A 25,815-nucleotide genomic window follows, 5' to 3' on the forward strand; every position below is an offset into this window, starting at 1 on the left:
TCGATTGAAGATGACTTTTTGGTGCCATGAACAGGTTTGCAGGGCGCATGTTGTTGTTCGCCTGGGCCACGCCGCGAAGATTGGGTTCGGGCTGGTTCTGCTGCTGGCGCTGCTGCTGGCCGGCTGTGGACCACCCCGGGGCGTATACCATACGGTGCAGCCCGGGCAGACCATTTACCGCATCGGGCAGACCTATGGAGTGGATGCCGATGACGTGGCACGTTTGAACGGCATCGCGGATCCCACTCAGCTCAAGGTTGGACAGCGGCTTTTCATACCCGGCGCGCGCAGCCGAAGATTTGTACCGGCCACCGTGGCTGCCGGGGGCCATCGGCAGCGGGTGACCACCGTCAGGAAGCGTCAGCCATCCAGCGCTGCCTCATCGACTCCGTCCAGCTCCTCCCGCAGAACCCCCGCCGCGCCGTCAGCCAGCAATAAGACCTCTGTCAGGAAAAACGAGGGAACAAAAATTCCCAAAGGCAGGTTTATCTGGCCGGTTCGTGGTAAACTGGTGAAGCCCTTTGGACAACAGGGGTATGGCGGCCGTAAGGGAATCGAAATCGAAGTCAGGCACGGGCAGACGGTGGTCGCTGCCGCGGCAGGGCATGTCACCTACAGTGGGGACGGCATCAAGGGCTACGGTAACCTGATCATACTCAAGCATGCCGACGACTACTTCACGGTTTACGGGTTCAACCAGGCCAATCTGGTGCGGGCCGGAAGCTATGTCGGCAAGGGTGACCACATAGCTGTTTCCGGGTCGCCGCCGGGATACCGCGGCTCCCGTCTGCATTTTGAGATCCGGCACGGCAAGGAAGCACTGAACCCGGTTTCTTTTTTACCCTGATCATGGCATCATGACCTTCGCCTGGCGGTTGCTGCGGAGCGGCATGCGCTGCTGATGACAGGGCTGCGCTGGAGCATGACGCAATCCAGAACCGTCCCGGCGTCGGAGACGGATCTGCAAATCTGGCTTGCTGCAGGATAATCAGGCATGGAACAAGGAGGTCTGAGATCATATGGGCAAAACGCGTAAACGCTACCCGTCGGATGTTCAGGACGTTGTCGTGGAGGAGGAAGTCGAAGCCGTGGAAGAGAAGGGAGCAGGTTTTGATGCCATGCAGGTCCTTGACGAAATGGAAGAGGCAGACGAAGAGGAGTGCGATGATAACGACGATTCCGATGAAGAGGAATCCGGGGAAGACAAAAAGGACGATGGTCCCTCGGATGATGCCATCAAGCTTTACCTGAGGGAAATCCAGAAGACAAAACTGCTGACGGCCGAGGATGAGCGCATGCTTGCCCGCCGTATTTCGCAGGGAGACGCGGCTGCCCGGGATCGCATGATCGAGTCGAATCTGCGGCTGGTGGTCAAGATAGCCAAGCGCTATATGAACCGGGGTCTGCCTTTCCTCGATCTTATCGAGGAGGGCAACATGGGGCTCATCAAGGCTGTGGAGCGATTCAAGCTGAGCAAGGAGTGCCGTTTTTCCACCTATGCCACCTGGTGGATCCGGCAATCCATCGAACGTGCCCTGGTGAACCAGAGCCGCACGATCCGGCTGCCGGTGCATGTCTCCGATGACATCAACAAGTTCATCAAGATCAGTCGGGAATTGGTTCACCAGTACAACCGCGAGCCCAAGGTCGAGGAGATCGCCGAATACATGGGAGTGGACCCTGCCTATATCCGCAGGCTCATGGTGCTGGTAAAAAAGACCTATTCCATCGAGCACCCCATGGGTGAAAACCGCGACTATAGTCTCATCGATACGATCGAGGATGCCAACGCCGACAACCCCAGCGTGTTTGTCGACGACATAGACAAATATGCCCATGTCTGCAAGTGGTTTCAGACCCTGAGTGAAAATGAACAGGAGATCCTGATACTGCGCTTTGGTCTCAATGACCAGGAACCGCAGACTCTGGACACCATCGGGCGGCGGTTTGGCGTAACCCGGGAGCGGATTCGCCAGATCGAGGCCAAGAGCTTGCAGAAATTACGCGGTATCATGGAAGAACAGGAAACCGCCAGCCTGGCTTTTATGGAAAGCGAGATGGCAAAGCGTTCCTGAACACCTTAACTCTCAATGTACGCGGAAGATGTTTTATGACTGAAAGGAACCTGGACGTGGAGGACCTGCGCAATGCCATTCGGGATATCCCCGATTTCCCCAAAAAGGGGATTGTTTTCAAGGATATTACCACTTTGTTGTCCGATGCGAAAAGTTATCATCGCATGGTGGATCTCATAGCGCATCGTTATATCGGGCAAAAAATCGACCAGATCGTCGGTATCGAAGCCCGCGGCTTCATTCTCGGTGCAGCCCTGGCCTATAAACTCGGTACCGGCATTACCCTGGTGCGCAAGCCAGGCAAACTGCCTTACAAAACGATACAGAAAACCTATCAGCTTGAATATGGCACCGACAGTCTTGAAATCCACTCCGATGCGTTCAAGGGCGGTGATCGTGTCATTGTCGCGGATGACCTCCTGGCTACCGGCGGCACCGTGGCGGCGGTTATCGAAATGGTCGAAGACTGCGGCGCACAGATTGTTGAATGCGCTTTCCTGGCGGAACTGGAATTTTTGAAAGGCCGGGAAAAACTTCAATCGCACAAGGTTTTCAGTCTGCTCAAATTCTGATGGCAAGGCGAGGAAAGAAAAAACTTGCCAGAAAAATCAAACCTGTAGTATAAATCTAGCCCCTTGCTGGCCCCGTAGCTCAGCTGGATAGAGCAATCGCCTCCTAAGCGATAGGCCGTGCGTTCGAATCGCGCCGGGGCCGCCAAATCTCGACGCCCCTCTTCGTACATACGAAGAGGGGCGTATCCATTTATCGATTCGCAAAGCCCGCCCCGCATCGGATGCCGCGCCAGCCTCGCCAAGGTTTGCACGGCTTTTGAAATGCCGGTTTTTCAGTCCCGGCGGCCTCTGTATCACCAATGGTTTAGCAGTTTCCAAGAAAATATGGCAGGGCAGGGAATCAGGGTTGGTCGCTCTTTCCGCAGTGTCGTTGTATATGGGTGTAATAATGTAAACTATTGATTTGATTGCCATATGTATCTGTGGTTATAAAATAGGCAGATTGTTGGAGGCCCAGAGGGATAGGGCCCGGCAAGCCGTTTCCACAGGGTTGTCCACTGCCTGTCAACATAATTTGTGGAAAAGGTGGCAAGGGGCTTGAAGATGCGGGATTTTTAGGATCGCGGCGCGATTCTGGCATCGTCTGAAGATTGTGCTATGTTTCAGAAATGCCGCGTTCCCGTTGCTTGGCGTCTTCCCACAAGCTCTGCAGTTCCTTCAATGAAGCGCTTGTCAGGGGGCGCCGGTTTTTTCTCAGGCAATGTTCGACGTGATGAAACCTTCGGGTGAAGCGTTTGATGGTATTTCCCAGGGCGTTTTCGGCGTCGATGTCCAGAAACCGGCCAAGGTTTGCCGCGGCAAACAACAGATCACCCAGTTCCTCTTCCATTTTTTGCCCATCGCCGCCTCGAAAGGCTTCCTCGCATTCGGCCAGCTCCTCGTGGACCTTGGCCATGACGCCCTCCATATCCGGCCAGTCGAAGCCGGCACGACTGGCTCTTTCCGTAAGTTTCCTGGCTTTCATCAGGGCGGGAAGATGTGGCGGAAATGTGCCCAGGGCCGATGCTGGTTCTCCCCGGTCCCTTTTTTCCAGGCGCTTGATTTCGTCCCATTGGCGCTGAGTGGAAGCGATATCGTGGGCCTGGCAGTCGCCGAAGACGTGCGGATGTCGTCTTTCCAGTTTGTCCGTGATGCCACGGGCCACGTCTTCAAGGCTGAAAAGGTGTCTTTCTTCAAAAATGCGCGCCAACAGTACCACCTGCAACAGCAGGTCGCCCAGTTCCTCGCAAATCGCAAGATGATCGCCTTGATCGATGGCCTCTATGAGTTCGTATGCCTCCTCGATGATACAGGGACGCAGGCTTTCCGGGGTCTGTGCCGCGTCCCAGGGGCAGCCCTGTGGAGCCCGCAATTGTGCGACAATATGCGCCAGGCGGCCCAGCGATGGCGTATTTTTGGTCTGATCCATGTGGCAAATCCTTTCGGCTTGCAAGGGGGACTGTTTCTGGCGGCGCTGGATTTCTTTGCGGGTCGGTCACGATCCGGTGGCAAATTCGTGCCGGAAACCCGCATCGACAGTAACCCAATGACCGGATTCGTGCAATGGCGCAGCGGCAGCAGGACCCGCAAGGCTGGCCGTTCAACCCGGGAACAGACGGGGCGAATGCTACCGCAGGGCTTCGCTCCGGTCCTGCCGGGGTAAATAATTGCTTGCATTGAATGCGTGAATAGGCTAGTAAATGGCTGGCCACGGCCGGGTTGGCGCCGGTGGAGACCTTTTCCCTTGACAAACCTTGGCCAGACCTTATACTACCCGCTTACCTGCGGGCTTTCAATTTATCCGGAGATCCTGCATTGATCATTGCTTTGGATGAAATCAGGGATCGGACCCTGGCATTACACAGGTCCGAACCGTTCGAGCACTTTCCCGTGCTTGCCGAGCTTCACGAAAATGGTGAGGCTGTTTTTGTCCGACCTCTCGACATCGAGGCAACGGTCCGCCGTCTGGATGAGATGGTCATGGTGGAAGGCAGTGTGAATACGGTTGTGCGGCTGCAGTGCTGCCGATGTCTGCAGGATTTTGAATGCCCGCTGTCGGTTGACTTTGCCTTGACTTACGCTCGTCAGATGCCGGTGGTGGAAGATCCGGATGCAGAGGAAATCGAGTTGACGGCCGATGATCTTGGCCTGATTTCCTTTGAGGGGGATGAAATCGACCTTGTCGACGGGATCCAGGAACAGGTGATCATGGCGCTACCCTTCAAGCCGCTCTGCAGGGAAGGTTGCCGGGGGCTGTGTCCCCAGTGCGGCGCGGATCTGAATCTCGGGGACTGCGCATGCAGCGCGCCGGTCCTTGAGGGGAAATTTTCGATGCTGAAAAACTTCAAGGTGGAAAAAAAGAAATAAATAGGCAATGGGCCGCCGCAGAGGCGGCGGTTCTGGCAAGACAAAATGACCCGGTCTTCAAGACCGCTTGGAAGGAGTTTTAAAAGATGGCTGTACCCAAGAAGAAAACCTCCAAATCGAAACGCGATATGCGCCGGGCCCATGATTTTCTGACCGCTCCGGGAATTTCCATCTGCCCGCAGTGCAAGGAACCGAAGCAGCCCCATCGTGTCTGTGAAAGCTGCGGAAGCTACAAGGGCAAAGACGTCGTTGAAACCGAATAAACCTGAATCGCGAAGGACGTCTGCTTGAACGAAAAAATCGTAGTTGCCGTCGACGCCATGGGGGCGACAATGCCCCCGAGGTCGAGGTGGAAGGAGCGGTTGCCGCGGCGCGGCGTTGGGATGTCCCTATTGTTCTGGTCGGTGACCAGGGCCGTCTCGAGGCGATCCTCGCTCGATACGACACGGCGGGTCTCGATGTGACTGTCCGGCATGCCAGCGAAGTGGTGGGGATGCATGATTCCCCTTCCGACGCGGTACGCAAAAAGAAGGGCTCGTCGATTCGGGTGGCCTTCGAAATGCTGCAGCGCGGCGAGGTTCAGGCGGTTGTCAGCGCGGGGAATTCAGGGGCGACCATGGCGGTCGGCATGTTTGTTCTGAAACGGATTCCCGGTATCGATCGTCCGGCGATCGCAACGATCCTGCCCAACAAAAAGAGCCAGACGGTGGTTCTTGACAGTGGCGCCAATGTCGATTGCAAGCCCTTTCATCTGGCGCAGTTCGCCACCATGGGGGCTGTGTATGCCAAATTCATGTTCGGCAAGGAACGGCCCCGGGTAGGGGTGTTGTCCAACGGCGAGGAAGAGTGCAAGGGCAATGAGTTGTCGCGCGGTGCGCACGGTTTGCTGAAGCAGTCGCGGCTCAATTATATCGGGTTCGTCGAAGGACGCGATATTTTCAGCGGCGACGTTGACGTCGTGGTGTGCGACGGATTTGTCGGCAACGTGGTGCTCAAGGTTTCCGAAGGCCTGTCCGAGGCTGTCAGCGACATGCTCCGCCAGGAGATCGGGCGGCGGTTTTTCGCCAAACTCGGCTACCTTCTTGCGCGCCCTGCTTTTCGGGCTTTCCGGAAGAAAGTCGATTACGCAGAGTATGGCGGAGCTCCGCTGCTGGGGATTCAGGGCACCGGGATGATCTGCCATGGTGGCTCCAACGCGCGCGCCATAATGAATGCCATTCATATGGCCAGGGAGTCGGTTTCGCAGCGCATCAATGAGCGTCTTGTGGCTCAGTTGGGGACCGAAGTATGCGACGGAGACGCGGGGGCTGCCGGAAAGGGCTCCTGCTAGACGTATTTTCCGTCCTTGAAGGATTGCGCCTGGAGTTGTACGGAATGATCAGAAGGACACGCATTGCCGGCACCGGATCGTATCTGCCGGAAAAAATCCTGACCAACGCCGATCTGGAGCGGATGGTTGAAACTTCTGACGAGTGGATTACCGCGCGGACCGGGATCCGTGAGCGTCATATTGCCGCTCCCGGTGAATTTACTTCGGACCTGGCTACCGAGGCGGGCAGGCGGGCCCTGGCCATGGCCGGCGTGGCCGCCGACGAGATCGATCTGATCATCGTTGCCACCGTAACCGGAGATTTCAGCTGGCCGGCCACCGCTTGCGTCGTTCAGCACAATCTGCAGGCCGGTCGCGCGTTCGCCTTCGATATTTCGGCAGCCTGCAGCGGATTTCTGTATGGCATGTCCATCGCCGACAGTTATATCAAGGCCGGAAGCGCCAAAAAGGTTTTGCTGATCGGCGCTGAAGTGTTCAGCCGCATTGTCGACTGGCAGGATCGCGGTACCTGCATCCTGTTTGGAGACGGCGCAGGGGCCGCGGTGCTTGTGGCGGGAGAGGGCGATCACGGGTTGCTGAGCTGTCATCTGCATGCCGACGGCAGCTTCTGGCCTTTACTGTATCAGATGGGGCAGGGCTCTCGCAATCCGGCGGCACCGGCCTCGGCGGAACAGGGCAATCCCTTTGTGCAGATGCAGGGCAACGAGGTGTTCAAGGTGGCCGTGCGATCCCTCTGCGAAGCTGGCGAGGAGGCACTGGATGCCAATGGGCTGCATGCGGACGACGTGGATATGCTTATTCCTCATCAGGCCAATCGGCGCATCCTCGAAGCCACGGCCAAGCGTCTCGGCATTCCCCTGGAGCGGGTGATGGTCAATGTGGACAGGGTGGGAAACACCTCGGCGGCATCCATCCCCATCGCACTGGACGAAGCGCATCGGAGCGGTCGGATTAAGCAGGGCGACACCTTGTTGCTCAATGCCTTCGGTGGCGGTTTCACCTGGGGTGCAGCTTTGATCCGCTGGTGACTACCGGCGCAAAGGAGATCGAACGAGCATGAAAGCTTTTGTGTTTCCCGGGCAGGGATCGCAGTTTGCCGGTATGGGCAAGGACCTGGCAGAGACTTTCTCCCAGGCCCGTCTGACCTTCGAAGAGGCCAATGAAGCTCTGGGCATGAATCTTGCCAAGTTATGTTTCGAAGGACCGGAAGCGGATCTGAAACTGACTGCCAATACCCAGCCTGCCATTGTAACCACCAGCATTGCCGCACTGCGCGTATTGCGCGAAGAAACGGGGCTCTCTCCTGACTACGTGGCCGGGCATTCCCTTGGCGAGTACGCCGCGCTGGTCTGTGCCGGAGCTTTGAGCTTCGCCGATGCCGTGCGCACGGTACGGCTGCGGGGTGCCTTCATGCAGGATGCGGTGCCGGTCGGAGTCGGTGCCATGGCGGCCATTATCGGTCTGGATGCCGCGGATGTCGACGGGATCTGTCGTGAGGTGGCTGGCCAGGAGGTTGTGGCTCCGGCCAACTACAATAGCCCCGGGCAGATTGTTATCGCCGGTCATGTTGCTGCCGTGGAACGTGCCATGGCTCATGCCAAGGAGCGTGGCGCCAAGCGCGCCCTGCCGTTGCCGGTCAGCGCACCGTTCCATTGCATGCTTATGGAGCCGGCCTCGCGAAAGCTCGCCGAGGTGCTGGCCGACGTGCCGGTCTCATCTCTTTGCTGCCCGCTTGTCAGCAATGTCGAGGCTGTCCCCAGCACCGATGCCGGCGCGGTTCGCGATCTGCTTGTAAGACAGGTCTACAGCCCCGTGCGCTGGGAAGAATCCGTCTTGAATCTGGTTGCCTCCGGCGTGGAGCAATTCGTGGAAATCGGCCCGGGCAAGGTTCTTGCGGGCCTTATCAAACGCATAGCCAAGGGGGCCGACATTCAGAATCTCGGTTCCGTCGATGATCTGAAAACCTTCTGATTCGGGTCGTGCCGACCGGAAATGGGGAGTGCTGTCATGTCCAAGGATAAAGTCGCCATCGTTACCGGGGCATCGCGAGGTATCGGGCGTGCCATTGCCGTGGCAATGGCCGCCAGCGGGGTCAAGGTGGTCGTCACCGCGCGCAGTGCCGATGCCCTGCAGAGCCTTGTGCTGGAAATTCAGGCCGCGGGGGGCAGGCGCTCAGTGTTCCCTCCGACATCGCCAGCTCAGCCGATGTGGAGCGCTTGTTCGAAACCGCACTGGAGAATTTCGGCCGGGTGGATATCCTGGTCAACAACGCCGGGATCACCCGCGACACGCTGCTGGTGCGCATGAAGGATGAGGACTGGGATGCGGTGCTCGATACCAATCTCAAAGGCCCATTTCTGTGTACCCGCGCCGCTGCCAGAATCATGGGCAAGCAGCGCTCCGGTCGCATCGTCAACATCTCGTCGGTTGTTGGCGAGATGGGGAACGCCGGACAGGCCAACTATTGTGCCAGCAAGGCCGGACTCATCGGGCTGACCAAATCCGTCGCCCGTGAACTGGCCAAACGCAATGTCACGGTGAATGCCGTGACACCCGGCTTCATCGTCACCGACATGACCGAGGTGCTGTCCGATAAAATCAAGGAAAATCTGCTTGGCCAGATTCCCGTGGGGCGCTTCGGGGAAGCCGAGGATATCGTGGCTGCCGTTATGTTCCTGGCATCGGACCAGGCCGGTTATATTACCGGTCAGGTTCTCGGGGTCAACGGTGGCATGTACATGTAAGCGTATCAACTATTGTTCCCGCATAGTCTTCAGTCCGATCAACAATCGGTCCGAACAACAACAAGGAGGTGAAGCAGATGGCTTCTATCGAGGAGAAAGTACAACAGATTATTGCCGAGCAGTTGGGTGTTGACGAAGCGCAGGTGACCAGCGACGCTTCTTTCATGGACGATCTTGGCGCCGATTCCCTTGACACCGTTGAATTGGTTATGGCGCTCGAAGAGGAATTCGATATCGAAATTTCCGACGAAGATGCTGAAAAAATTCAGACCGTTCAGGACGCCGTCGATTATATCGTAGCCAATTCCTGATTCAAGTTCTGGTATCGAGGGGAGGAGGCGGCAAGCGCGGCGCTTCCTCCCCCATTTTGGTTGAACGAAAGTGATCGGCTGTTGGCAGGGTTATCCGCAGGCGGCACAGACAAGCCCAATACGGAGGCATAGTTCATCATGCGAAGAGTTGTGGTAACCGGTATCGGTACTGTATCGGCGCTCGGGATCGGCGCGGAAAAAAACTGGCAGAGCCTGCTGGCCGGCAAATCGGGTATTGATCGGATTACGCGATTCGACTGCTCAGGCCTTCCCAGCCAGATCGCCGGCGAGGTCAAGGATTTCGATGCCGAGGCCTTCATAGAAAAGAAAGAGATTCGCAAAATGGATCTCTTCATTCAGTATGCCCTGGCCGCTGCCGAGGAAGCTGTCAAAGACTCCCGGCTTGTCATCGACGACGAGAACGCGGAACGTGTCGGGGTACTGGTCGGAGCCGGTCTCGGCGGGCTGCCGACCATCGAGAAATACCACTCCGCGTATCTTGAGGGTGGTTACAAGAAAATTTCACCCTTCTTCATTCCGATGTTGATCACCAATCTGGCTCCCGGTCAGATTTCCATGCGGTTTGGAGCCAAGGGTCCCAATGTTTCATCGGTTTCCGCTTGTGCAACCGGAACCCATTCCATCGGCGACGCCTATCATATCGTGCGACGCGGTGATGCCGATGTCATGATCGCCGGCGGGGCGGAATCGACCATCACGCCCCTTGCGGTCGGAGGGTTTTGTGTGATGCGTGCTCTTTCGACCCGCAACGACGACCCCCAGGCCGCCAGTCGTCCTTTCGAAAAAGGGCGTGACGGCTTTATCATGGCTGAAGGTGCCGGCATTGTGATTCTTGAGGAATACGAATCCGCCCGCGCCCGCGGTGCTCGCATCTATGCCGAGCTGGTCGGTTACGGTCTGACGGCCGATGCCCATCACCTGACCGCGCCGGCCCCGGGTGGCGAAGGCGCCGCGCGCTGCATGGCCATGGCGCTGAAAAATGCCGGCATGCAACCGGAAGAAGTTACCTATATCAATGCGCACGGTACCTCGACCCCCTTCAACGACTTGTATGAAACCATGGCCATCAAGACCGTGTTCAAGGAACACGCGAAGAAGCTGATGGTCAGTTCCACCAAGAGCATGACCGGTCACGCACTTGGCGCGGCAGGCGGCCTGGAAGCGGTTTACTCGGTTCTGGCCATTGATCGCGGGGAGATTCCCCCCACCATCAACTACCATGAGCCGGATCCTGAATGTGAGCTCGACTATGTGCCCAACGAGGCCCGGCAGGCCAGGGTAAACAGTGTGCTGTCCAATTCCTTCGGGTTCGGCGGCACCAATGCCAGCCTGCTGTTCAGAAAGGTTTGAGGTAGGCAGATGTTTCTTATCGCCAGCGATCATGGCGGTCTTGAACTCAAGGAGTGCATCAAGACCTATCTTAAAGAGCGCGGCATCGACGTAAGGGATCTCGGTACCGATAATGGCGATTCCGTGGACTACCCCGATTTCGGCGAGCGCGTCGGCAGGGCGGTCTCCGCCGGCGAAGCCGAGAAGGGCATTCTGATCTGCGGAACCGGCATCGGCATGTCCATGGTGGCCAACAAGTTCCCTGGCGTCCGCGCTGCCCTGATCTGGGACGAGTTTACCGCGCGCATGTCCAAGGAACACAACAACGCCAATATCCTGGTGCTGGGAGGACGCATGCTGTCCGGCGACAAAGCCCGAACCATGGTCGGGATTTGGCTGGACGCGGTGTTCGAAGGCGGACGTCATCAGAAACGGCTCGACAAGATCGCACAAATAGAGGATGATATCAGGGCCGGCCGGCTGTGAGCGGTCCCGATACCGATGGGCAAGCCGGCGGCTTGCCCATTGTCATTTCACCTTCACCTTATTCAACGCTTACAGAGCAGAAGAATGCATTGCAGGAGGCTCGCTAAAATGTCTCATTCCCTCGCCCAGCACGATCCCCAAATCGCCGAGGCCATTCGGCTTGAAACCGAGCGACAGGAATACAATCTTGAATTCATCGCCTCGGAAAACTTTGTATCCGAACAGGTCATGCAGGCCCAGGGGTCGGTAATGACCAACAAATACGCCGAAGGCTATCCCGCCAAACGTTACTACGGCGGTTGCGAGATGGTCGATATCGCTGAAAGGCTTGCCATCGAGCGCGCCAAGGAACTTTTTGGCGCCGAGCATGCGAATGTGCAGCCTCATAGCGGTTCCCAGGCCAACATGGCGGTCTACTTCGCGGCCTGCAAGCCCGGTGATACGGTGCTTGGCATGAATCTGGCGCATGGCGGCCATCTTACGCACGGATCGCCGGTCAATTTTTCCGGCAAGCTGTTCAATATCGTTTCCTACGGCGTGCGCAGGGACACCGGACACATCGATTATGAAGAAGTGGAACGTTTGGCCCTGGAACACCGGCCGACGCTGCTGGTGGTTGGCGCGAGTGCTTATCCCCGCACCATCGATTTCCCCGCCTTCCGCAAAATTGCGGACAAGGTTGGCGCCAAAATCATGGTCGACATGGCCCATATCGCCGGTCTGGTAGCTACCGGCGAGCACCCCAGCCCGGTGCCCCATGCTGAATTCGTCACCACCACCACCCATAAAACCCTGCGGGGTCCCCGGGGTGGCATGATTCTGTGCCGCGAGGAATATGCCAAGGTCATTGACAGCAATATCTTCCCCGGCATTCAGGGCGGGCCGCTGATGCATGTCATTGCCGCCAAGGCCGTAGCCTTCAAGGAAGCCCTTGCGCCCGAATTCAAGGTCTACTCCCAACAGGTGGTGCGCAACGCCAGGGTGCTGGCCGAGGCTCTGGTCAAGCGGGGGTTGAACCTGGTGTCCGGCGGCACGGACAATCATCTGATTCTGGTCGATTTCACCGGTACCGAAACCACCGGTAAAATGGCGGAAAAAGCTCTGGAAAAAGCTGGGATCACCGTCAACAAGAATTCCGTGCCCTTTGAAACCCGTTCGCCCTTCGTTACCAGCGGTATTCGGTTGGGTACGCCCGCCACTACCACCCGCGGACTCAAAGAGGCGCAAATGGAACAGGTTGCCGATTGGGTAGTCCGTGCCCTGGCCAATATGGAAAACGAGGCTGAACTGGCTGTCATAAAAGGTGAAGTGCGCGAAATGTGCAAGCAATTCCCGCTGTACGCGCATCTGCTGAAATAATGCAACGACCCTCCTGGGAAGAATATTTCATGGAAATCGCCCGCCTGGTGGCGCGACGCTCGACGTGTCTGCGCCGCCAGGTCGGGGCGGTTCTGGTCAAGGACAAGAACATCCTTGCCACCGGTTACAATGGCACGCCTTCCGGGTTGCGACATTGCAGCGAGGTGGGGTGCCTGCGCCAGTTGCACAATGTCCCCTCGGGGCAGCGCCATGAACTGTGCCGGGGACTGCATGCCGAGCAGAACGCCATCATTCAGGCAGCCAAGCATGGCACCAACATCAGCGGATCCATGCTGTTCTGTACCAATACGCCCTGCGTTATCTGTTCGAAAATGATAATCAATGCCGGCATTCTGCAGGTGGTGTTTCTGGAAGGCTATCCGGATCGCCTGTCCCTCGAAATGCTTGCCGAGGCCGGTATCCGTGCGTGCAGTCTGGCGAAGCTGATCGAAGACAGGGAGATTGCGTCGCCATGAAGTGCCCTTTTTGCGGTTATGCCGATACGCGGGTCATCGATTCCCGCCTGGGCAAGGAAGGCAACAGCATCCGGCGGCGCCGCGAATGTACCCAGTGTGAAAGACGTTTTACGACGTTTGAACGGGTCGAGGATATGCTCCCGCTGATTGTGAAGAAGGACGGCCGGCGCCAGCCCTTCGACCGGAAGAAGATTATCGCCGGCATTCAGCGGGCCTGCGAAAAACGGCCGGTTTCCATCGCCACCATTGAAAAAATCGTCGATAATCTCGAGCGCCAGCTGCAGGAAACCGGCGACCGGGAAATCGAATCCAGCGTTATTGGCCAGGCCGTCATGGATGCATTGCATGACCTCGATCAGGTGGCCTATGTGCGGTTCGCTTCGGTGTACCGTCAGTTCAAGGATATCAACGAGTTCATGGCCGAGCTGAAGGATATTCTGGCCGAGGGCGGCAATTCCAGAGAGCCGTGAAAATGTTTTTGCAGCCCCTTGCCGGGAAGCGGATCTGAAACGTGCAAGACGTGTCGGAAAAATTTATGGGCCAGGCCCTGGACCTGGCCAGGCAGGGGGAAGGGCGCACCCGCCCCAATCCGGCGGTCGGCGCCGTCATTGTCCGGGAAGGTGTGGTGGTCGGCCGCGGCTTTCATCCCCGTGCCGGGGAGCCGCACGCCGAAATTTTCGCCTTGCGGCAGGCCGGTCCCCTGGCCCGCGGCTCCGACCTCTATGTGACTCTCGAACCCTGCAGCCACTACGGCCGCACCGGCCCCTGTGCCGATGCCATCATCGAGGCCGGCGTGGCGCGCGTGTTCATTGGCACCCAGGACCCCAATCCCCGGGTGGCCGGGAATGGCATCCGCAAGCTGCAGGCCGCCGGCGTTACGGTGCAGGTCGGGGTTCTCGAAAAAACGTGCCGCCGGATCATCGCTCCCTTCGCTAAACACGTTGTGACCGGATTGCCCTTTGTTATCCTTAAAAGCGCCATGACCCTCGACGGCAAAACCGCTACCTGCACCGGGCATTCCCGGTGGGTCAGCAATGCCGCCAGCCGGCAGGAGGTACATCGTCTGCGTGACCGCATTGACGGCATCATGGTCGGTATCGGCACGGTGCACAAGGACGATCCCCGTCTCACCACAAGGCTTTCCGATGGCGGCCGGGACCCGGACCGCATCGTGGTCGACTCCCGCCTGCGCATTGCCGAAGATGCCGCCATCCTGCACCTCGCCTCGCCGGCCCGAACCCTGATCGCTACCACCGTTCATGCTGCCGCTGGCAAGGCGTCCCGTTTGCGTGCCCTGGGCGCCGAGGTTCTGATTCTGCCGTCCATCGATGGGCGTGTCGATCTTCGTGCTCTGCTGAAGATGCTTGGCGAACAGGGGATGCAAAGTATCCTGCTGGAGGGAGGTGCGGAACTTAATGGCGCTTTCTGGCGTGCCGGGCTGGTGGACAGGGTCATGATGTTTATTGCTCCCAGGATTGTCGGAGGCGATGATGGCAAAAGCGTTTTCGGCGGCCCTGGCGTCGAGTTGATGAGCGATGCCCCGGTGCTGGAGGATGTCAGGATCAGCCGCTTCGGGGATGATGTTCTGATTGAGGGAGAGGTGAAAAGCTCATGTTCACCGGTTTGATCGAAGATCTCGGAACCTTGCGACGTTTTGCCCGGAGCGGCGACAGCGGTCGCATCACGGTAGCCACCGCCATCCCCATGGAACAGATCGTCATGGGTGAGAGTATCGCCGTCAACGGCGTTTGCCTGACGGTGGTCGCGTTTGGCGACGGGTCTTTTACCGCCGATGTTTCCCCTGAAAGCCTGGGGCGCACCAATCTCGGACAATTGAACACCGGCGCCCGCGTCAATCTCGAACGCGCCCTGCGTCTTTCAGACCGGCTTGGCGGTCACCTTGTCAGCGGCCATGTCGATGCCCTCGGTGTCATTGCCGAGCGCCGTCAGGACCAGAACGCGGTACGCTTCACCATAGAAATGCCCCCATCTCAAATGCGTTACCTGGTCGAAAAGGGGTCGGTTGCCGTGGACGGCATCAGTCTTACCGTCAACGCTGTAACGGACAGCAGTTTCGCCGTTGCCGTCATCCCCCATTCGCTGGCCCGCACCACTCTGCAATGGTGCGAAGCGGGCAGTCGCGTGAACATCGAAACCGATATTCTGGGAAAGTATGTCGAGCGGTTGCTGCGTCCTGCCGGCGCGCTGCCGGGCAAGCCGGACCTGACCCTCGACTTTCTTGCGAAAAACGGGTTTTTATAGTTCGTGTCCAGCACCGCCTGGGGCTGATGCGCCGCGGGAGTCCCTTGCGCTGTCGGCCCCCTGCAAATGCCCGCAAACCATAGGTAAATTCTTTCTTTTCTTGCGAAAAGACCTGCATTGGTGTTATTGTCCGCGATTATCGGAAGCAGAGGGTTCGCAAGAGGCGTCGGGGACGGCTGGGCCACGGGGTACAGAAATCGCGGGACGCTGCCGGTTTTTCGTCGGATCGCGCTGATATTTCGCGCCACGCAGCCCCCGCCTTTTACGCCGTACCGGACCAAAAAGGAGATGCACAATGAGCATGGCCAATATCGAAGCCGCTTTGGAGGATATGCGCCAGGGTCGCATGGTGGTTCTTGTCGACGACGAGGATCGGGAAAACGAAGGCGATCTGACCATGGCCGCCGAGATGGTCACTCCGGAAGCCATCAATTTCATGGCCCGGGAAGGGCGCGGCCTGATCTGCCTTTCCCTGACCGAGGAACGCGCCGATTATCTGCAGCTGCCCCTCATGGTCAGCCAGAATACTTCCTCTTTCGGAACCGCATTCACCGTTTCCATCGAGGCTCGCAAAGGCGTAACCACCGGGATTTCCGCCAAGGATCGGGCAACCACCATCCAGGTGGCCATTGCCGACGAGAGCAAGGCGCAGGACCTGGCGCGTCCCGGGCATGTGTTTCCGCTTCGCGCCAAAAAGGGCGGGGTCATGGTGCGCGCCGGCCAGACCGAAGGGTCGGTGGATCTGGCCCGTCTCGCCGGACTCAAACCGGCCGGTGTCATCTGCGAGATCATGAACGACGATGGTACCATGGCGCGCATGCCGCAACTGGAAGAATTCGCCAAGCGGCACGGGTTGCGCATTGTCACCGTGGCGGATCTGGTGCGCTACCGCATGAACAAGGAAATGCTGGTGCGGCGGGAGGCCGAAACGGTGATTCCCACGCCTTACGGTGGCGATTTTACCGCCATCGGTTACGAAAACGATGTCGACAAGGCGCAGCATCTGGCGCTTGTGAAGGGGACCATCGACCCCGAGAAACCGGTATTGGTGCGGGTTCACTCCGAATGCCTTACCGGGGACGTGTTTGGTTCCCTGCGATGCGACTGCGGCGATCAGCTGCACGCCGCCATGTGCCAGATCGCCAAGGAAGGGGTCGGCGTTATTGTCTATATGCGCCAGGAAGGCCGGGGTATCGGCCTCAATAATAAACTGAAGGCCTATGCCCTGCAGGATCAGGGGCATGACACGGTGGAGGCCAATGAAGCTCTGGGATTCCAGGCCGACCTGCGCGATTACGGCATCGGAGCCCAGATTCTGCATGACCTGGGCGTCCGCAAAATCCGCCTGATGACCAACAACCCCAAGAAAATCGTGGGCCTGGAAGGCTACGGGCTGGAAGTTGTGGAGCGGGTAAGCATTGAAATGCCGGCAACCTGCACCAATCTGCGCTATCTCACTACCAAACGCGAGAAGCTGGGGCACCTGCTGGAAAATCTTTAACCGTACAGTCCGCGCGGAGTGCCTGTGACCCTGGGCGCGGGCATGCACGCATCTCAGGAGATTTTTATGGCCAACATCATCGAGGGAAAACTCAACGCCTCGGGTTTCAAATTCGGCATTGTCGTCAGCCGCTTCAACAGTTTTATCTGCGACCGTCTGGTCGAAGGCGCCCTGGACACCCTGGTGCGCCACGGCGCGAGTGATGACGACATCGATATCGTGCGGGTTCCCGGCGCCTTTGAAATACCGGTGGCCGCCAAAAAAGCCGCAGCCACGGGCCGCTATGACGCGCTGGTCTGTCTGGGTGCCGTGATCCGGGGTTCCACGCCGCATTTCGATTATGTCTGCGCTGAAGTCTCCAAGGGCGTGGCCAGTGTCTCCCTGGAGACCGGCCTGCCTGTCGCCTTCGGAGTCATTACCACCGACAGCATTGAGCAGGCGATCGAACGGGCCGGCAGCAAAGCCGGCAACAAAGGTGGCGATGCCGCAATGACGGCTATCGAAATGGTCAACCTGTTCAGGACGATTTGAGGCGATATGGCAAGCGGCGTGCGTCGTTCGGGGCGCGAACTGGCAATTAAGATGATCTACAGTTTCGAGGGCGTACCCGAGGTTGAAAGGTTGCTGGCCTCGTTCTGGGGACACTTTCGGTTTCGGGATGATGTGCTGGGCGACCCGCTGGAGGATGAGACTCCGGATGTCGCTCCACCAACGCGGGAATTTGCCGAAGAGCTGGTCAGGGGGGTGTGCCGGCATCTGCAAACCATCGACGGGTTGATCGGCGAATATGCCACCAACTGGTCGCTGGACCGCATGGCACGGGTGGATCTCGCCATTTTGCGTATGGCGACCTATGAGCTGCTGCACCATCTGGACGTGCCTGTCAGTGTCGTGATCAACGAAGCGGTGGAAATCGGGAAGCGCTACGGCACCAAGGAAACGCCGGCATTTGTCAACGGCATACTGGATCGGATTTCGCGAAGCTGCAGGGCGCCCGCCGCGACATGATCCGGTTGCAGGTGCTCGATCGGCCTGTTGATGAGTTTCCGGAGGATGTCGCGGTCTCCATGTCTGTTCGCGATGCCGTGCATGCCGTGGGGGACAGGGTTGGGCAAAACCGGTTTTGCGGTGCGCGGATTGTGCTGGCCTGTGACGGAATGGCTGGATGTTTTTTCGTTGCAGGATGTTTTATGACGGAAGATTTTATATGGAGAAGCTATGAAGGAATTCAACGTTGGTCTTCTGGGTTTCGGTACCATCGGTGCCGGGGTAATCAGGGTGTTTCAGAACAATGCGGAAGTGATGGAACAGAGGCTTGGCGCGCGCCTGACGCTTAAGCGTGTTGCCGACCTCGATATCACCACCGACCGCGGCGTGAAGGTCGATGCCGGCGTTCTCACCACCGATGCCATGCAGGTGCTGACCGATCCTGAAATCGACGTTGTCATCGAGCTTATCGGAGGTTATGAGCCCGCCCGCAGCTTTGTTCTCAAGGCCATCGAACAGGGCAAGCATGTCGTGACCGCGAATAAGGCCCTGCTGGCCAAACACGGCGAAGAGATCCTGTCCGCCGCCGCGGCCAAAGGTGTCGATGTCATGTTTGAGGCCTCCGTGGGTGGCGGCATCCCGGTTCTTTCGGCCATCAAGGAAAATCTCTGCGCCAATAATTTCCGCTGCATCTTCGGTATCCTCAACGGCACCTGCAATTACATCCTGACCCGCATGACCAACGAGGGAGCCGATTTTGCCAGTGTGCTCAAGGATGCCCAGGCCAAGGGCTATGCCGAAGCCGACCCGACCTTTGATGTCGAGGGTGTCGACACCGCGCACAAGCTTGCCATTCTCGTTTCGCTGTGTTTCGGTACCCGCATCGACCTGGAAAATATATCCATCGAAGGGATCAGTAAAATCACGCCGCTGGATATCCAGTTTGCCAAGGAATTCGGTTATAAAATCAAGCTGCTGGCCATTGGCAAGCGTGAAAACGGCCAGGTCGAGGCCCGTGTTCATCCGACCATGATCCCTGTCAATTATCCCCTCGCCGATGTCGACGGCGTGTTCAATGCCGTGCGCCTGGTCGGGGATTTTGTCGGGCCGGTGATGCTTTACGGGCAGGGTGCCGGTATGGATGCGACGGCCAGTGCGGTCATGGGCGACGTGATGGCCATTTCCCGCAATCAACTTGCCGGCGGCGGGCGCCGTACGCCCGCCATGGGCTATCTGCCGGAGGCTATGGTCAAACTTCCGGTCAAACCCATGCGGGATATCGTCAGCCAGTATTACCTGCGTTTTACCGCCCTCGACAAACCCGGCGTAGTGGCGAAAATTTCCGGGATCCTGGGCCGCTATGGCATCGGCATCGCCTCCATGATTCAGCCCGAGCGCAAGCAACGGGAGGCCGTGCCCATTGTCATCATGACGCACGAGGCGACCGAGGCGGTGATCAACGACGCCCTGGCCGAAATCGATCAGCTCGATGTGGTTCGCGAGCCGAGCCATTTCATTCGTATCGAAAGCGAGATGGAATAGGGGAATCGGGAAATATTCGGTTTCAAGACAAAAAAAGCGCCTGTACAGGCGCTTTTTTTGTCGGTGTTTTTCTTAACCTCGAACTTCAACAGCGCGCCGGCGTCACAAGGGGCAAAAGACGGCAAACCAGGTTTGCCGTCAAACCAACCTAGCAGCGTCGGTTTCTGCAACAGCCCCACTGAAAAACTGGCGATGCGCCAAAGCTACGTAAAAGCCCTACGCAGATGAAACGTTCTGGATTCGCAGCGACAGTGCCATCAGGCAGTTCTCTAAGAGCCAGAGCCTATCATAATGGCGATAGCCGACCCGACGTCCTTTCTTTCCATACTTTCTTTAGACGAGTAAAGAAAGTATGCCGGCTGCCGGCCGGGACCGGCGAAGTTGAAGTAAAAGGTTTTGACCTGAGCTCGCAGCTTACAGCTCGCAGCTTACAGTTCTAAACCTTTAACTTCAATACCGCGGGGTGGCGCCCCCGCCCGGCGCTTTACTCTTTTTGCTTGCCCAAAAAGAGTAAACAGAAAAAGGGCACCCCAGCTCCTGGCCCGCCTGCGGCGGGTTCCCTCCGTGCAGCACCCGCCGGGCGGGCGGAAATGATTCGCTTACGCTCAGATTTCCGCCTGTTTCGCCCGTCGGCCACTGCACTCCGGCGGCGTCACAAGGGGGAATAAAACGGCTACGCCGTTTTAAATCAATCTCGCAGTGTCTATTTCCCCCGTCTGGCGACTCCGCTCCAGCGGCGTCACAAAGGTGTAACCTGCAAGGTTTTCGCGTCCCGCGTCCCGCGTCCCGCGAACCGTGACCCTCACCCCCTAACCAACCTCCCGGTCTGCCGCAATGCTTCGTACAACACAATGCCGGCGGCGGTGGACAGATTGAGGCTGCGCACTCGGGAGGAGAAGATAGGAATGCGGATGCATCGCTCTGGATTCCGCGCCAGAAGTTCTTCGGGCAAGCCTGCCGTTTCCTTGCCAAAAACGATCAAGTCCCCCGCTTTGAAATCGGCCTCCACATGGCAGCGGCCGGCTTTTTTCGAGGTATACCACCACCGGCCCTCCGGAAAAGCTTCTTCCAGTTCTTCAAGCGTTTCCCAGGTGCGAATGTCGATAACCTCCCAGTAGTCGAGTCCCGCCCGCTTCAGATATCTGTCATCAAGGGAAAATCCGAGTTTTCCCACTAGGTGCAGTACCGTTTCCGTAGCGCCGCACAGACGCGCTATATTGCCCGTATTCGGCGGAATTTCCGGTTCCACAAGAACAATATGAAAAGAAGAATCCGTCATATGCCACGTATCATTTGTCCCAGGATTGTGATTGTTCAGCCTCCAGCCTCGTGCCTCGTGCCTCGGGCCTCGAACCTTTGGCCTTTGGCCTTTGGCCTTTGGCCTCGAACCTTTGGCCTTGAACCTTTGCCCTCGAACCTCGAACCTCGAACCTCGAACCTCGGGCCTCGGGCCTCGGGCCTCGAACCTTTCCCCTCGAACCTCACCCCGCGACACTGGCTCTGAGGGCCTGATCGAAATCCGCCTTGATGTCCTCAATGTCCTCGATGCCGACCGATACGCGGATGAAATCGGGGCTTACGCCGGAGGCTATCTGGTCTTCCGGCGACAGTTGCTGATGAGTGGTGCTGGCCGGGTGGATGACCAGGGTTTTGGCGTCGCCGATATTGGCCAGGTGACTGGCCAGTCTGACGCTGTCGATAAACCGGGCGCCGGCTGCGACGCCGCCTTTGATGCCGAAACCGAGGATGGCTCCCTGTCCAGCGGGGAGATAGCGCAACGCCAGAGAATGACTCGGATGGCTTTTGAGGCCCGGGTAGTTGACCCATGCCACCTGCGGGTGTCGTTCCAGATAGCGCGCCAGTTCCAGCGCATTCTGGCAATGGCGGGGCATGCGCACATGCAGCGTTTCCAGGCCCTGCAGAATAAGAAAGCTGTTGAAAGGTGAAATACAGGCGCCCAGGTCACGCAGCAGAGTGACCCGCATTTTATCGATAAAGGCTCGGGCGCCGAGGGCCTGGTGGTAGATCAGGCCGTGGTAGCTGGGGTCCGGCGTGGTGAATTCCGGAAAGCGTCCGTTGCTCCAGTCGAAGCGGCCGCCGTCGACCACCGCGCCGCCGAGACTGGTGCCGTGGCCGCCGATGAATTTGGTCAGGGAATAACAGACGATATCGGCGCCATGTTCCAGCGGGCAAAACAGCATGGGCGTGGCGACGGTGTTGTCGACGATAAAGGGAACCCCCAGGTCATGGGCAGCCCGGGCCAGCGCTTCGAAGTCGTCCACGTTGTTTTTGGGGTTGCCGATGGTCTCCGTGTAGATGGCCCGGGTTCTGTCGTCGATGGCGGCCTTGACCTTGGCGGGGTCGGAGGTGTCGACGAACTTGACGTTGATCCCCATGCGTGGCAGGGTGTGTTTGAAGAGGTTGAAGGTGCCGCCGTAGAGGTAGGTTCCCGAAACGATATTGTCGCCGCACCGGGCCAGGTTGAGAATGGTCATGAAAATGGCCGAAGTTCCGGAAGCCACCACCAGCGCGCCGGAGCCGCCATCCATTTCGGCAAGACGCTTTTCCAGTACGTCGGTGGTCGGATTCATGATCCGTGTATAGATGTTGCCTGGCTCTTCAAGGGCGAACAGGCGTGCTGCGTGCTCCGAAGAATCGAAGGCGTAGGAGGATGTCTGGTAGATGGGAACGGCCCGTGAGCCGGTGGTCGGATCGGGGCTCTGACCCGCGTGCAGCGCCTTGGTTCCGAGACGGTGGCAGGTTTTTTCGGACATGACGGAACTCCTTCGGTAAAGGTCATGGCAAATCGTCGGGCGGCAAGTGGCGATTTCTGGCTGCGGACGGGTCAAAACAGCTACGTGGCAGTTGCCGGACAGCGCTACCAGGCGGTGTCGGCACAGTTTGCGCCGATCACCGGTTGCCAGTCACCAATCACCGGATTTGAGAGATCCCAGCATATCAGAGAGGCAGGATGCCAGCAAGCAAAGGATGCGGTTCCTCAGGCATGGATGTTTTGTTCATCGAGGCGGTTATCGCCGAGATAGCGCCGCTGATTGTCGGAGCGTCGGTCAAAAGGGTTCATCAACCCGATGCCGATACCATCATTCTGCGGCTCTGGAACGGCCGCCGGGAGCTGCGGCTGCGGCTGAGCGTAGCGCCCGGCGCAAGTGGTCTTTATCTGACCGAAAACCCCTGGATCAATCCCCCGGCGCCGTTGCGTTTCTGTCAGTTGCTGCGCTCCCGCCTCAGCACATTGCGCTCCATCCGGCAGGTTCCCGGCGACCGCATCGCGCTGCTGTTCTTTGAAGGGCTGGACGGTTCGCCTCTTCGCCTGGTCGTGGAGCTTTACGGACGCTGCCCGAACATGATCTTGTGCGACGGGCAAGACCGCATCATCGATGTGCTGCACCGCAGGAATGGGGATGAGCAACATACACCGCGGCGCAAGGGCGCCATCTGGACCGCGCCGCCGCCAGGCCCGGGCCGCTATGCGCTTTGGGACGGGGGCGTTATCGATGATGCCGGCGGCTTGCATGAAAATGCGGCAGGCTGGTTGATGCGGCATGTGCATCCCATGCCGGCGCTGCTGGCCATGGAGCTTGCCGGGCGTATGGCCGCCGGCGAGGATCCGACGGAGGCGCTTGAGAAATTCGTCCGCTCCTGGCGGTGCGGGGAGCGGAGTTTCTGGACCGGGGAAGTGGACGGCGTGCCGCGGCTGGGGGCTTTCCGGCCCGTCTGCCTGAAACGGGAGCAGGTTCAGGAGTTTGCCTCCGCCTCGCAGGCTGCGGACAGCTTTTATGCCCGGGATGCCAGCAACCGGTGCAGCGGCACACAGGGACAGTTGCTGCGCATCGTGCGTCGCGCCTTGTCCCGGCTGCAGAGACGGCTGGACAAACTGCACCAGGAACGGGTTGCTGCGGCCGACGCCGAAACATGGCAACGGGCCGGCCAGTTGCTGACCGCCAACCTGTTCCGGGTCCGCAAGGGGATGACTGAAATCGATGTGGAAAATTTTTATGACCCGGGGACAACCCTGCGCATCGTCCTTGATCCGGCCCTTGCGCCGGCGGCGAACGCGGAGCGGCTTTTCGCAAAATACAAAAAACTGCGGCGGGGCATCGATCATATCGAACGACGCATCACGGAAACCCTTGCCGAGAAACCGTGGCTGGAAGCTCTGGAACTGGCTCTTGAAGAGGTTGGAAGCGGCGAGGAACTGGCGGTGCTGGAGGAGGAAATGCAACAGGCGCGGCTGCTTCCGCGGCAACCGCAAAAACCGAAGCGCCGCCCGGTTTCGGGCCACCCCGGCCTGCGCCGGGGCCTCTCCCCGGGCGGTCTGGACCTGTACTGGGGGATGAACAGCCGCGCCAACGACTACCTGGTCCGGCATGTGTGCCGTCCGGGCGATCGATGGTTTCATGTCAAGGACCGCCCCGGCTGCCACCTGGTGCTCAAGAACCCGCGCCAGGATCAGCCCGTGCCGGAAGCGGATATTCTGTATGCCGCCAGTCTGGCCGCAGGCTTTTCCCGGGCCTGCGAGGAAGGTGCTGCAGAGGTCATGGTGGCCGAGGGCCGCGCGGTTCACAAGCCCAAAGGGGCGCTGCCCGGACAGGTGCACATTACCGGATATCACAGCGTGCGCGTCGCGCCCCGTCGCGAGTCCGGCCTGTGACCGACACTCAGCCCTTGTTGATGCGCTCGCGAAGTTCTTTGCCCACCTTGAAAAACGGCAGCTTTTTGGGCTTGACCTCGATTTCCTCGCCGGTTTTGGGGTTGCGCCCGGTATAGGCCTTGTAATCCTTGACCATCAGGCTGCCGAAGCCGCGAATTTCAATGCGCCCGCCGCTGACAAGGGTATCGGACATGGTGTCCAGGACAATGTTGACGATCTCTTCGGACCGCTTGTAGGTCAGGCCTTTTTTTTCCGCCAGGGCTTCAATCAGTTCCGATTTGTTCATCGCGTATTACCTCCGATGATCGAGGACATAGGATATTTTCCTCAAGCGGACGCGTGCGCCGGTACCGCAGGGGGCATGCCACGTCGTTCTGGCAAACGGTTACTCAAACCTTATCCGGACATCCGCAGGCTGTCAATAACTGCCGGAAATTTTTAGTTATTTTATGGAATTTTATGAGACCTGGCTATTCGTGCAGCCGCGCCTGCAAAAGCTGGCAATGCGAAGGATCATGAGGGCGGCGCGTCGCTCGATGGGTCGAGTGACGATCAGATGGTGGTGAAGGGGGACAGGATCCACATGACATGGGTTTCCCCGTCCGCCAGGTTGACCCAACGGTGGGGGAGGTGGGATTTGAAGGAGAGGCTTTCGCCTTCCCCGAGCTGGAACGTTTCTCCCGCGATGGTCATCTGCAGGCGCCCCTTGAAAATATAGAGCAATTCGTCTCCGGGGTGAAACATGTCGGCGTCGCCGCTGCTGCCCTTGGGTTCGATCACGCAGAGAAAACCGGTGAAGCGGGGGTCTCGCAGGCCGGCGGTGAAGGATTCGGTTTTCAGATTCTGATCGTCGTCGAATACCGTGCAGGATCGCTGCCCGGGTTTGGAATAGACGATTTCGTGAGTGTTCTCCACTTCCTCCACAAAATAGTTGATGCTTTTCTCGAACACCGATCCCAGGCGCAGCAATATTTCCACCGAGGGCGTGGTCAGGCCCCGTTCGATGCGGGAAATCATGTTGGCGGATACCTTTGCCCGTTCCGCAAGGACCTGGATCGTAAGGTTGTTTTTCAGCCGAATGGCTTTAAGCTTTTTCCCGATAAGGTTTTTCAGCTGCACGGCGTGCTCCCTGGAAAGGCTCTGGTTCGGCGTCGGTTCACTGGGAAATATTGGGTGCGGGGGACACGACCCAGAGAACTTCCGTCGGGCCGTTTTCAAGATTGCACCAATGATGCGGCAAGGACGCTTTGAAGGACAGGGAATCGCCGCTTTCAAGGATATAGCGGTCATTCTGGATGGTGAATTCCAGCCGTCCGTCGAGCACCATGACGAATTCCTCGCCGGTATGCACCATGTGGCCGCCACCGCTGTTGCATCCCGCCTCCAGGACATCGTGCAGCACGGTAAAGCTTGGATCGCGCAGCCCCTGTGTCAGGCTGCTGATCTGGTGTTTGTCCTTGTAGAAGAAGATCGGTTCGCCCTGGCCCTTTTTGGTAAAAATCGCGGTGGAGCTTTTTTCGGCTTCCTCGACAAAGTAGCCAATGCTCATGCCAAGGGCCGAGGCGAGTTTCATCAGAATTTTGACGGATGGAACCGTCAGGCCGCGCTCGATGCGTGATATCATGTTGGCGGACACACCGGAAAGATTCGTCAATTCCTGGATGGTGAATCCCTTGCCGAGGCGTGTCGCCTTGAGTTTTTTGCCGATAAGCGTTTTGATCACCGGTACCTGCCTTGCCTGGAGAATCATCAAGTTTTAACACCGGGTTATCCCGCCTGTCAATAAAATGCGCCTGAACCGT

At 58.4% G+C, this 25,815-nt stretch carries 26 protein-coding genes, 1 tRNA gene and 2 pseudogenes; 23 read left to right on the forward strand and 6 right to left on the reverse strand.

Annotated features, from left to right (window positions below; all coding sequences use genetic code 11):
- Positions 1-10 precede the first annotated feature (10 nt).
- The 4 genes from A6070_RS05905 (at position 11) to A6070_RS05920 (ending at position 2,792) form a co-directional block, all read left to right on the forward strand.
- Positions 11-847: a peptidoglycan DD-metalloendopeptidase family protein gene (locus A6070_RS05905; protein WP_235605500.1), complete on the forward strand. Its 837-nt coding sequence runs from the start codon at positions 11-13 to the stop codon at positions 845-847.
- 172 nt (positions 848-1,019) lie between these two features.
- Positions 1,020-2,075, forward strand: a complete 1,056-nt coding sequence (locus A6070_RS05910; RefSeq protein ID WP_072287469.1) for a sigma-70 family RNA polymerase sigma factor — start codon at positions 1,020-1,022, stop codon at positions 2,073-2,075.
- Positions 2,076-2,110: 35 nt separating this feature from the next.
- Positions 2,111-2,647 (forward strand): adenine phosphoribosyltransferase, encoded by a 537-nt coding sequence (locus A6070_RS05915; protein WP_327191981.1) that lies wholly within the window; start codon positions 2,111-2,113, stop codon positions 2,645-2,647.
- A 68-nt stretch (positions 2,648-2,715) separates the two neighbouring features.
- A tRNA-Arg gene (locus A6070_RS05920) sits at positions 2,716-2,792 on the forward strand.
- 450 nt (positions 2,793-3,242) lie between these two features.
- Here A6070_RS05920 and mazG read toward each other — a convergent pair.
- Entirely contained in the window at positions 3,243-4,055 is an 813-nt protein-coding gene (gene mazG, locus A6070_RS05925) for a nucleoside triphosphate pyrophosphohydrolase (RefSeq protein ID WP_072287471.1), read from the reverse strand.
- Between the two features lie 386 nt (positions 4,056-4,441).
- On the opposite strand from mazG, the gene A6070_RS05935 reads away from it, so the two are divergent.
- The 18 genes and pseudogenes from A6070_RS05935 to A6070_RS06020 all read left to right on the forward strand — a co-directional run bounded on the left by A6070_RS05935 (position 4,442) and on the right by A6070_RS06020 (position 19,341).
- Entirely contained in the window at positions 4,442-4,993 is a 552-nt protein-coding gene (locus A6070_RS05935) for a YceD family protein (protein ID WP_072287473.1), read from the forward strand.
- An 86-nt stretch (positions 4,994-5,079) separates the two neighbouring features.
- A complete protein-coding gene (gene rpmF, locus A6070_RS05940) occupies positions 5,080-5,256 on the forward strand; it encodes a 50S ribosomal protein L32 (RefSeq protein WP_072287474.1) in 177 nt (58 codons plus the stop codon).
- Positions 5,257-5,292: 36 nt separating this feature from the next.
- Positions 5,293-6,323: pseudogene (gene plsX, locus A6070_RS05945) on the forward strand (phosphate acyltransferase PlsX).
- Positions 6,324-6,370: 47 nt separating this feature from the next.
- Entirely contained in the window at positions 6,371-7,351 is a 981-nt protein-coding gene (locus tag A6070_RS05950; protein ID WP_072288161.1) for a beta-ketoacyl-ACP synthase III, read from the forward strand.
- A gap of 28 nt (positions 7,352-7,379) precedes the next feature.
- Positions 7,380-8,294, forward strand: a complete 915-nt coding sequence (fabD, locus tag A6070_RS05955) for an ACP S-malonyltransferase (protein ID WP_072287475.1) — start codon at positions 7,380-7,382, stop codon at positions 8,292-8,294.
- Between the two features lie 36 nt (positions 8,295-8,330).
- Positions 8,331-9,067, forward strand: a pseudogene (fabG, locus tag A6070_RS05960) (3-oxoacyl-[acyl-carrier-protein] reductase).
- Positions 9,068-9,135: 68 nt separating this feature from the next.
- On the forward strand, positions 9,136-9,378 hold the full coding sequence (gene acpP / locus A6070_RS05965; protein ID WP_428745885.1) for an acyl carrier protein: 243 nt from the start codon (positions 9,136-9,138) through the stop codon (positions 9,376-9,378).
- Positions 9,379-9,516: 138 nt separating this feature from the next.
- Positions 9,517-10,749, forward strand: a complete 1,233-nt coding sequence (fabF, locus tag A6070_RS05970) for a beta-ketoacyl-ACP synthase II (protein ID WP_072287478.1) — start codon at positions 9,517-9,519, stop codon at positions 10,747-10,749.
- A gap of 9 nt (positions 10,750-10,758) precedes the next feature.
- Positions 10,759-11,214: a ribose 5-phosphate isomerase B gene (gene rpiB, locus A6070_RS05975; protein ID WP_072287479.1), complete on the forward strand. Its 456-nt coding sequence runs from the start codon at positions 10,759-10,761 to the stop codon at positions 11,212-11,214.
- A 108-nt stretch (positions 11,215-11,322) separates the two neighbouring features.
- The gene (glyA, locus tag A6070_RS05980; protein ID WP_072287480.1) at positions 11,323-12,573 is read left to right on the forward strand and encodes a serine hydroxymethyltransferase; all 1,251 of its coding nucleotides are present in this window, start codon (positions 11,323-11,325) and stop codon (positions 12,571-12,573) included.
- Positions 12,573-13,049, forward strand: a complete 477-nt coding sequence (locus A6070_RS05985) for a deoxycytidylate deaminase (protein ID WP_072287481.1) — start codon at positions 12,573-12,575, stop codon at positions 13,047-13,049. Before glyA ends, A6070_RS05985 begins: the two co-directional genes overlap by 1 nt.
- A complete protein-coding gene (gene nrdR / locus A6070_RS05990; protein ID WP_072287482.1) occupies positions 13,046-13,519 on the forward strand; it encodes a transcriptional regulator NrdR in 474 nt (157 codons plus the stop codon). Before A6070_RS05985 ends, nrdR begins: the two co-directional genes overlap by 4 nt.
- A gap of 65 nt (positions 13,520-13,584) precedes the next feature.
- Complete coding sequence (gene ribD / locus A6070_RS05995) at positions 13,585-14,676, forward strand: bifunctional diaminohydroxyphosphoribosylaminopyrimidine deaminase/5-amino-6-(5-phosphoribosylamino)uracil reductase RibD (protein WP_072288162.1); 1,092 nt, start codon at positions 13,585-13,587, stop codon at positions 14,674-14,676.
- The gene (locus A6070_RS06000; protein WP_072287483.1) at positions 14,661-15,311 is read left to right on the forward strand and encodes a riboflavin synthase; all 651 of its coding nucleotides are present in this window, start codon (positions 14,661-14,663) and stop codon (positions 15,309-15,311) included. The genes ribD and A6070_RS06000 overlap by 16 nt, the downstream gene beginning before the upstream one ends.
- A 295-nt stretch (positions 15,312-15,606) precedes the next feature.
- On the forward strand, positions 15,607-16,812 hold the full coding sequence (locus A6070_RS06005) for a bifunctional 3,4-dihydroxy-2-butanone-4-phosphate synthase/GTP cyclohydrolase II (RefSeq protein WP_072287484.1): 1,206 nt from the start codon (positions 15,607-15,609) through the stop codon (positions 16,810-16,812).
- A 66-nt stretch (positions 16,813-16,878) separates the two neighbouring features.
- The gene (gene ribH, locus A6070_RS06010; protein WP_072287485.1) at positions 16,879-17,343 is read left to right on the forward strand and encodes a 6,7-dimethyl-8-ribityllumazine synthase; all 465 of its coding nucleotides are present in this window, start codon (positions 16,879-16,881) and stop codon (positions 17,341-17,343) included.
- Between the two features lie 6 nt (positions 17,344-17,349).
- Entirely contained in the window at positions 17,350-17,820 is a 471-nt protein-coding gene (gene nusB, locus A6070_RS06015; RefSeq protein WP_072287486.1) for a transcription antitermination factor NusB, read from the forward strand.
- Between the two features lie 210 nt (positions 17,821-18,030).
- A complete protein-coding gene (locus A6070_RS06020; protein WP_072287487.1) occupies positions 18,031-19,341 on the forward strand; it encodes a homoserine dehydrogenase in 1,311 nt (436 codons plus the stop codon).
- An 802-nt stretch (positions 19,342-20,143) separates the two neighbouring features.
- On the opposite strand, the gene A6070_RS06025 is transcribed toward A6070_RS06020, so the two are convergent.
- Together A6070_RS06025 and A6070_RS06030 are read right to left on the reverse strand one after the other, a co-directional pair.
- A complete protein-coding gene (locus tag A6070_RS06025) occupies positions 20,144-20,620 on the reverse strand; it encodes a tRNA (cytidine(34)-2'-O)-methyltransferase (RefSeq protein WP_072287488.1) in 477 nt (158 codons plus the stop codon).
- Between the two features lie 202 nt (positions 20,621-20,822).
- Positions 20,823-22,115 (reverse strand): O-acetylhomoserine aminocarboxypropyltransferase/cysteine synthase family protein, encoded by a 1,293-nt coding sequence (locus A6070_RS06030; RefSeq protein WP_072287489.1) that lies wholly within the window; start codon positions 22,113-22,115, stop codon positions 20,823-20,825.
- A gap of 230 nt (positions 22,116-22,345) precedes the next feature.
- Between A6070_RS06030 and A6070_RS06035 the strand changes: the two genes are divergently transcribed.
- A complete protein-coding gene (locus A6070_RS06035) occupies positions 22,346-24,013 on the forward strand; it encodes an Rqc2 family fibronectin-binding protein (RefSeq protein ID WP_072287490.1) in 1,668 nt (555 codons plus the stop codon).
- A gap of 7 nt (positions 24,014-24,020) precedes the next feature.
- On the opposite strand, the gene A6070_RS06040 is transcribed toward A6070_RS06035, so the two are convergent.
- The 3 genes from A6070_RS06040 to A6070_RS06050 all read right to left on the reverse strand — a co-directional run bounded on the left by A6070_RS06040 (position 24,021) and on the right by A6070_RS06050 (position 25,736).
- On the reverse strand, positions 24,021-24,299 hold the full coding sequence (locus A6070_RS06040; RefSeq protein ID WP_072502030.1) for an HU family DNA-binding protein: 279 nt from the start codon (positions 24,297-24,299) through the stop codon (positions 24,021-24,023).
- A gap of 266 nt (positions 24,300-24,565) precedes the next feature.
- Entirely contained in the window at positions 24,566-25,132 is a 567-nt protein-coding gene (locus A6070_RS06045) for a helix-turn-helix domain-containing protein (protein ID WP_072287491.1), read from the reverse strand.
- A gap of 37 nt (positions 25,133-25,169) precedes the next feature.
- On the reverse strand, positions 25,170-25,736 hold the full coding sequence (locus A6070_RS06050; RefSeq protein ID WP_072288163.1) for a helix-turn-helix domain-containing protein: 567 nt from the start codon (positions 25,734-25,736) through the stop codon (positions 25,170-25,172).
- Positions 25,737-25,815 lie beyond the last annotated feature (79 nt).

Source organism: Syntrophotalea acetylenica (assembly GCF_001888165.1).
Lineage (GTDB): Bacteria > Desulfobacterota > Desulfuromonadia > Desulfuromonadales > Syntrophotaleaceae > Syntrophotalea > Syntrophotalea acetylenica.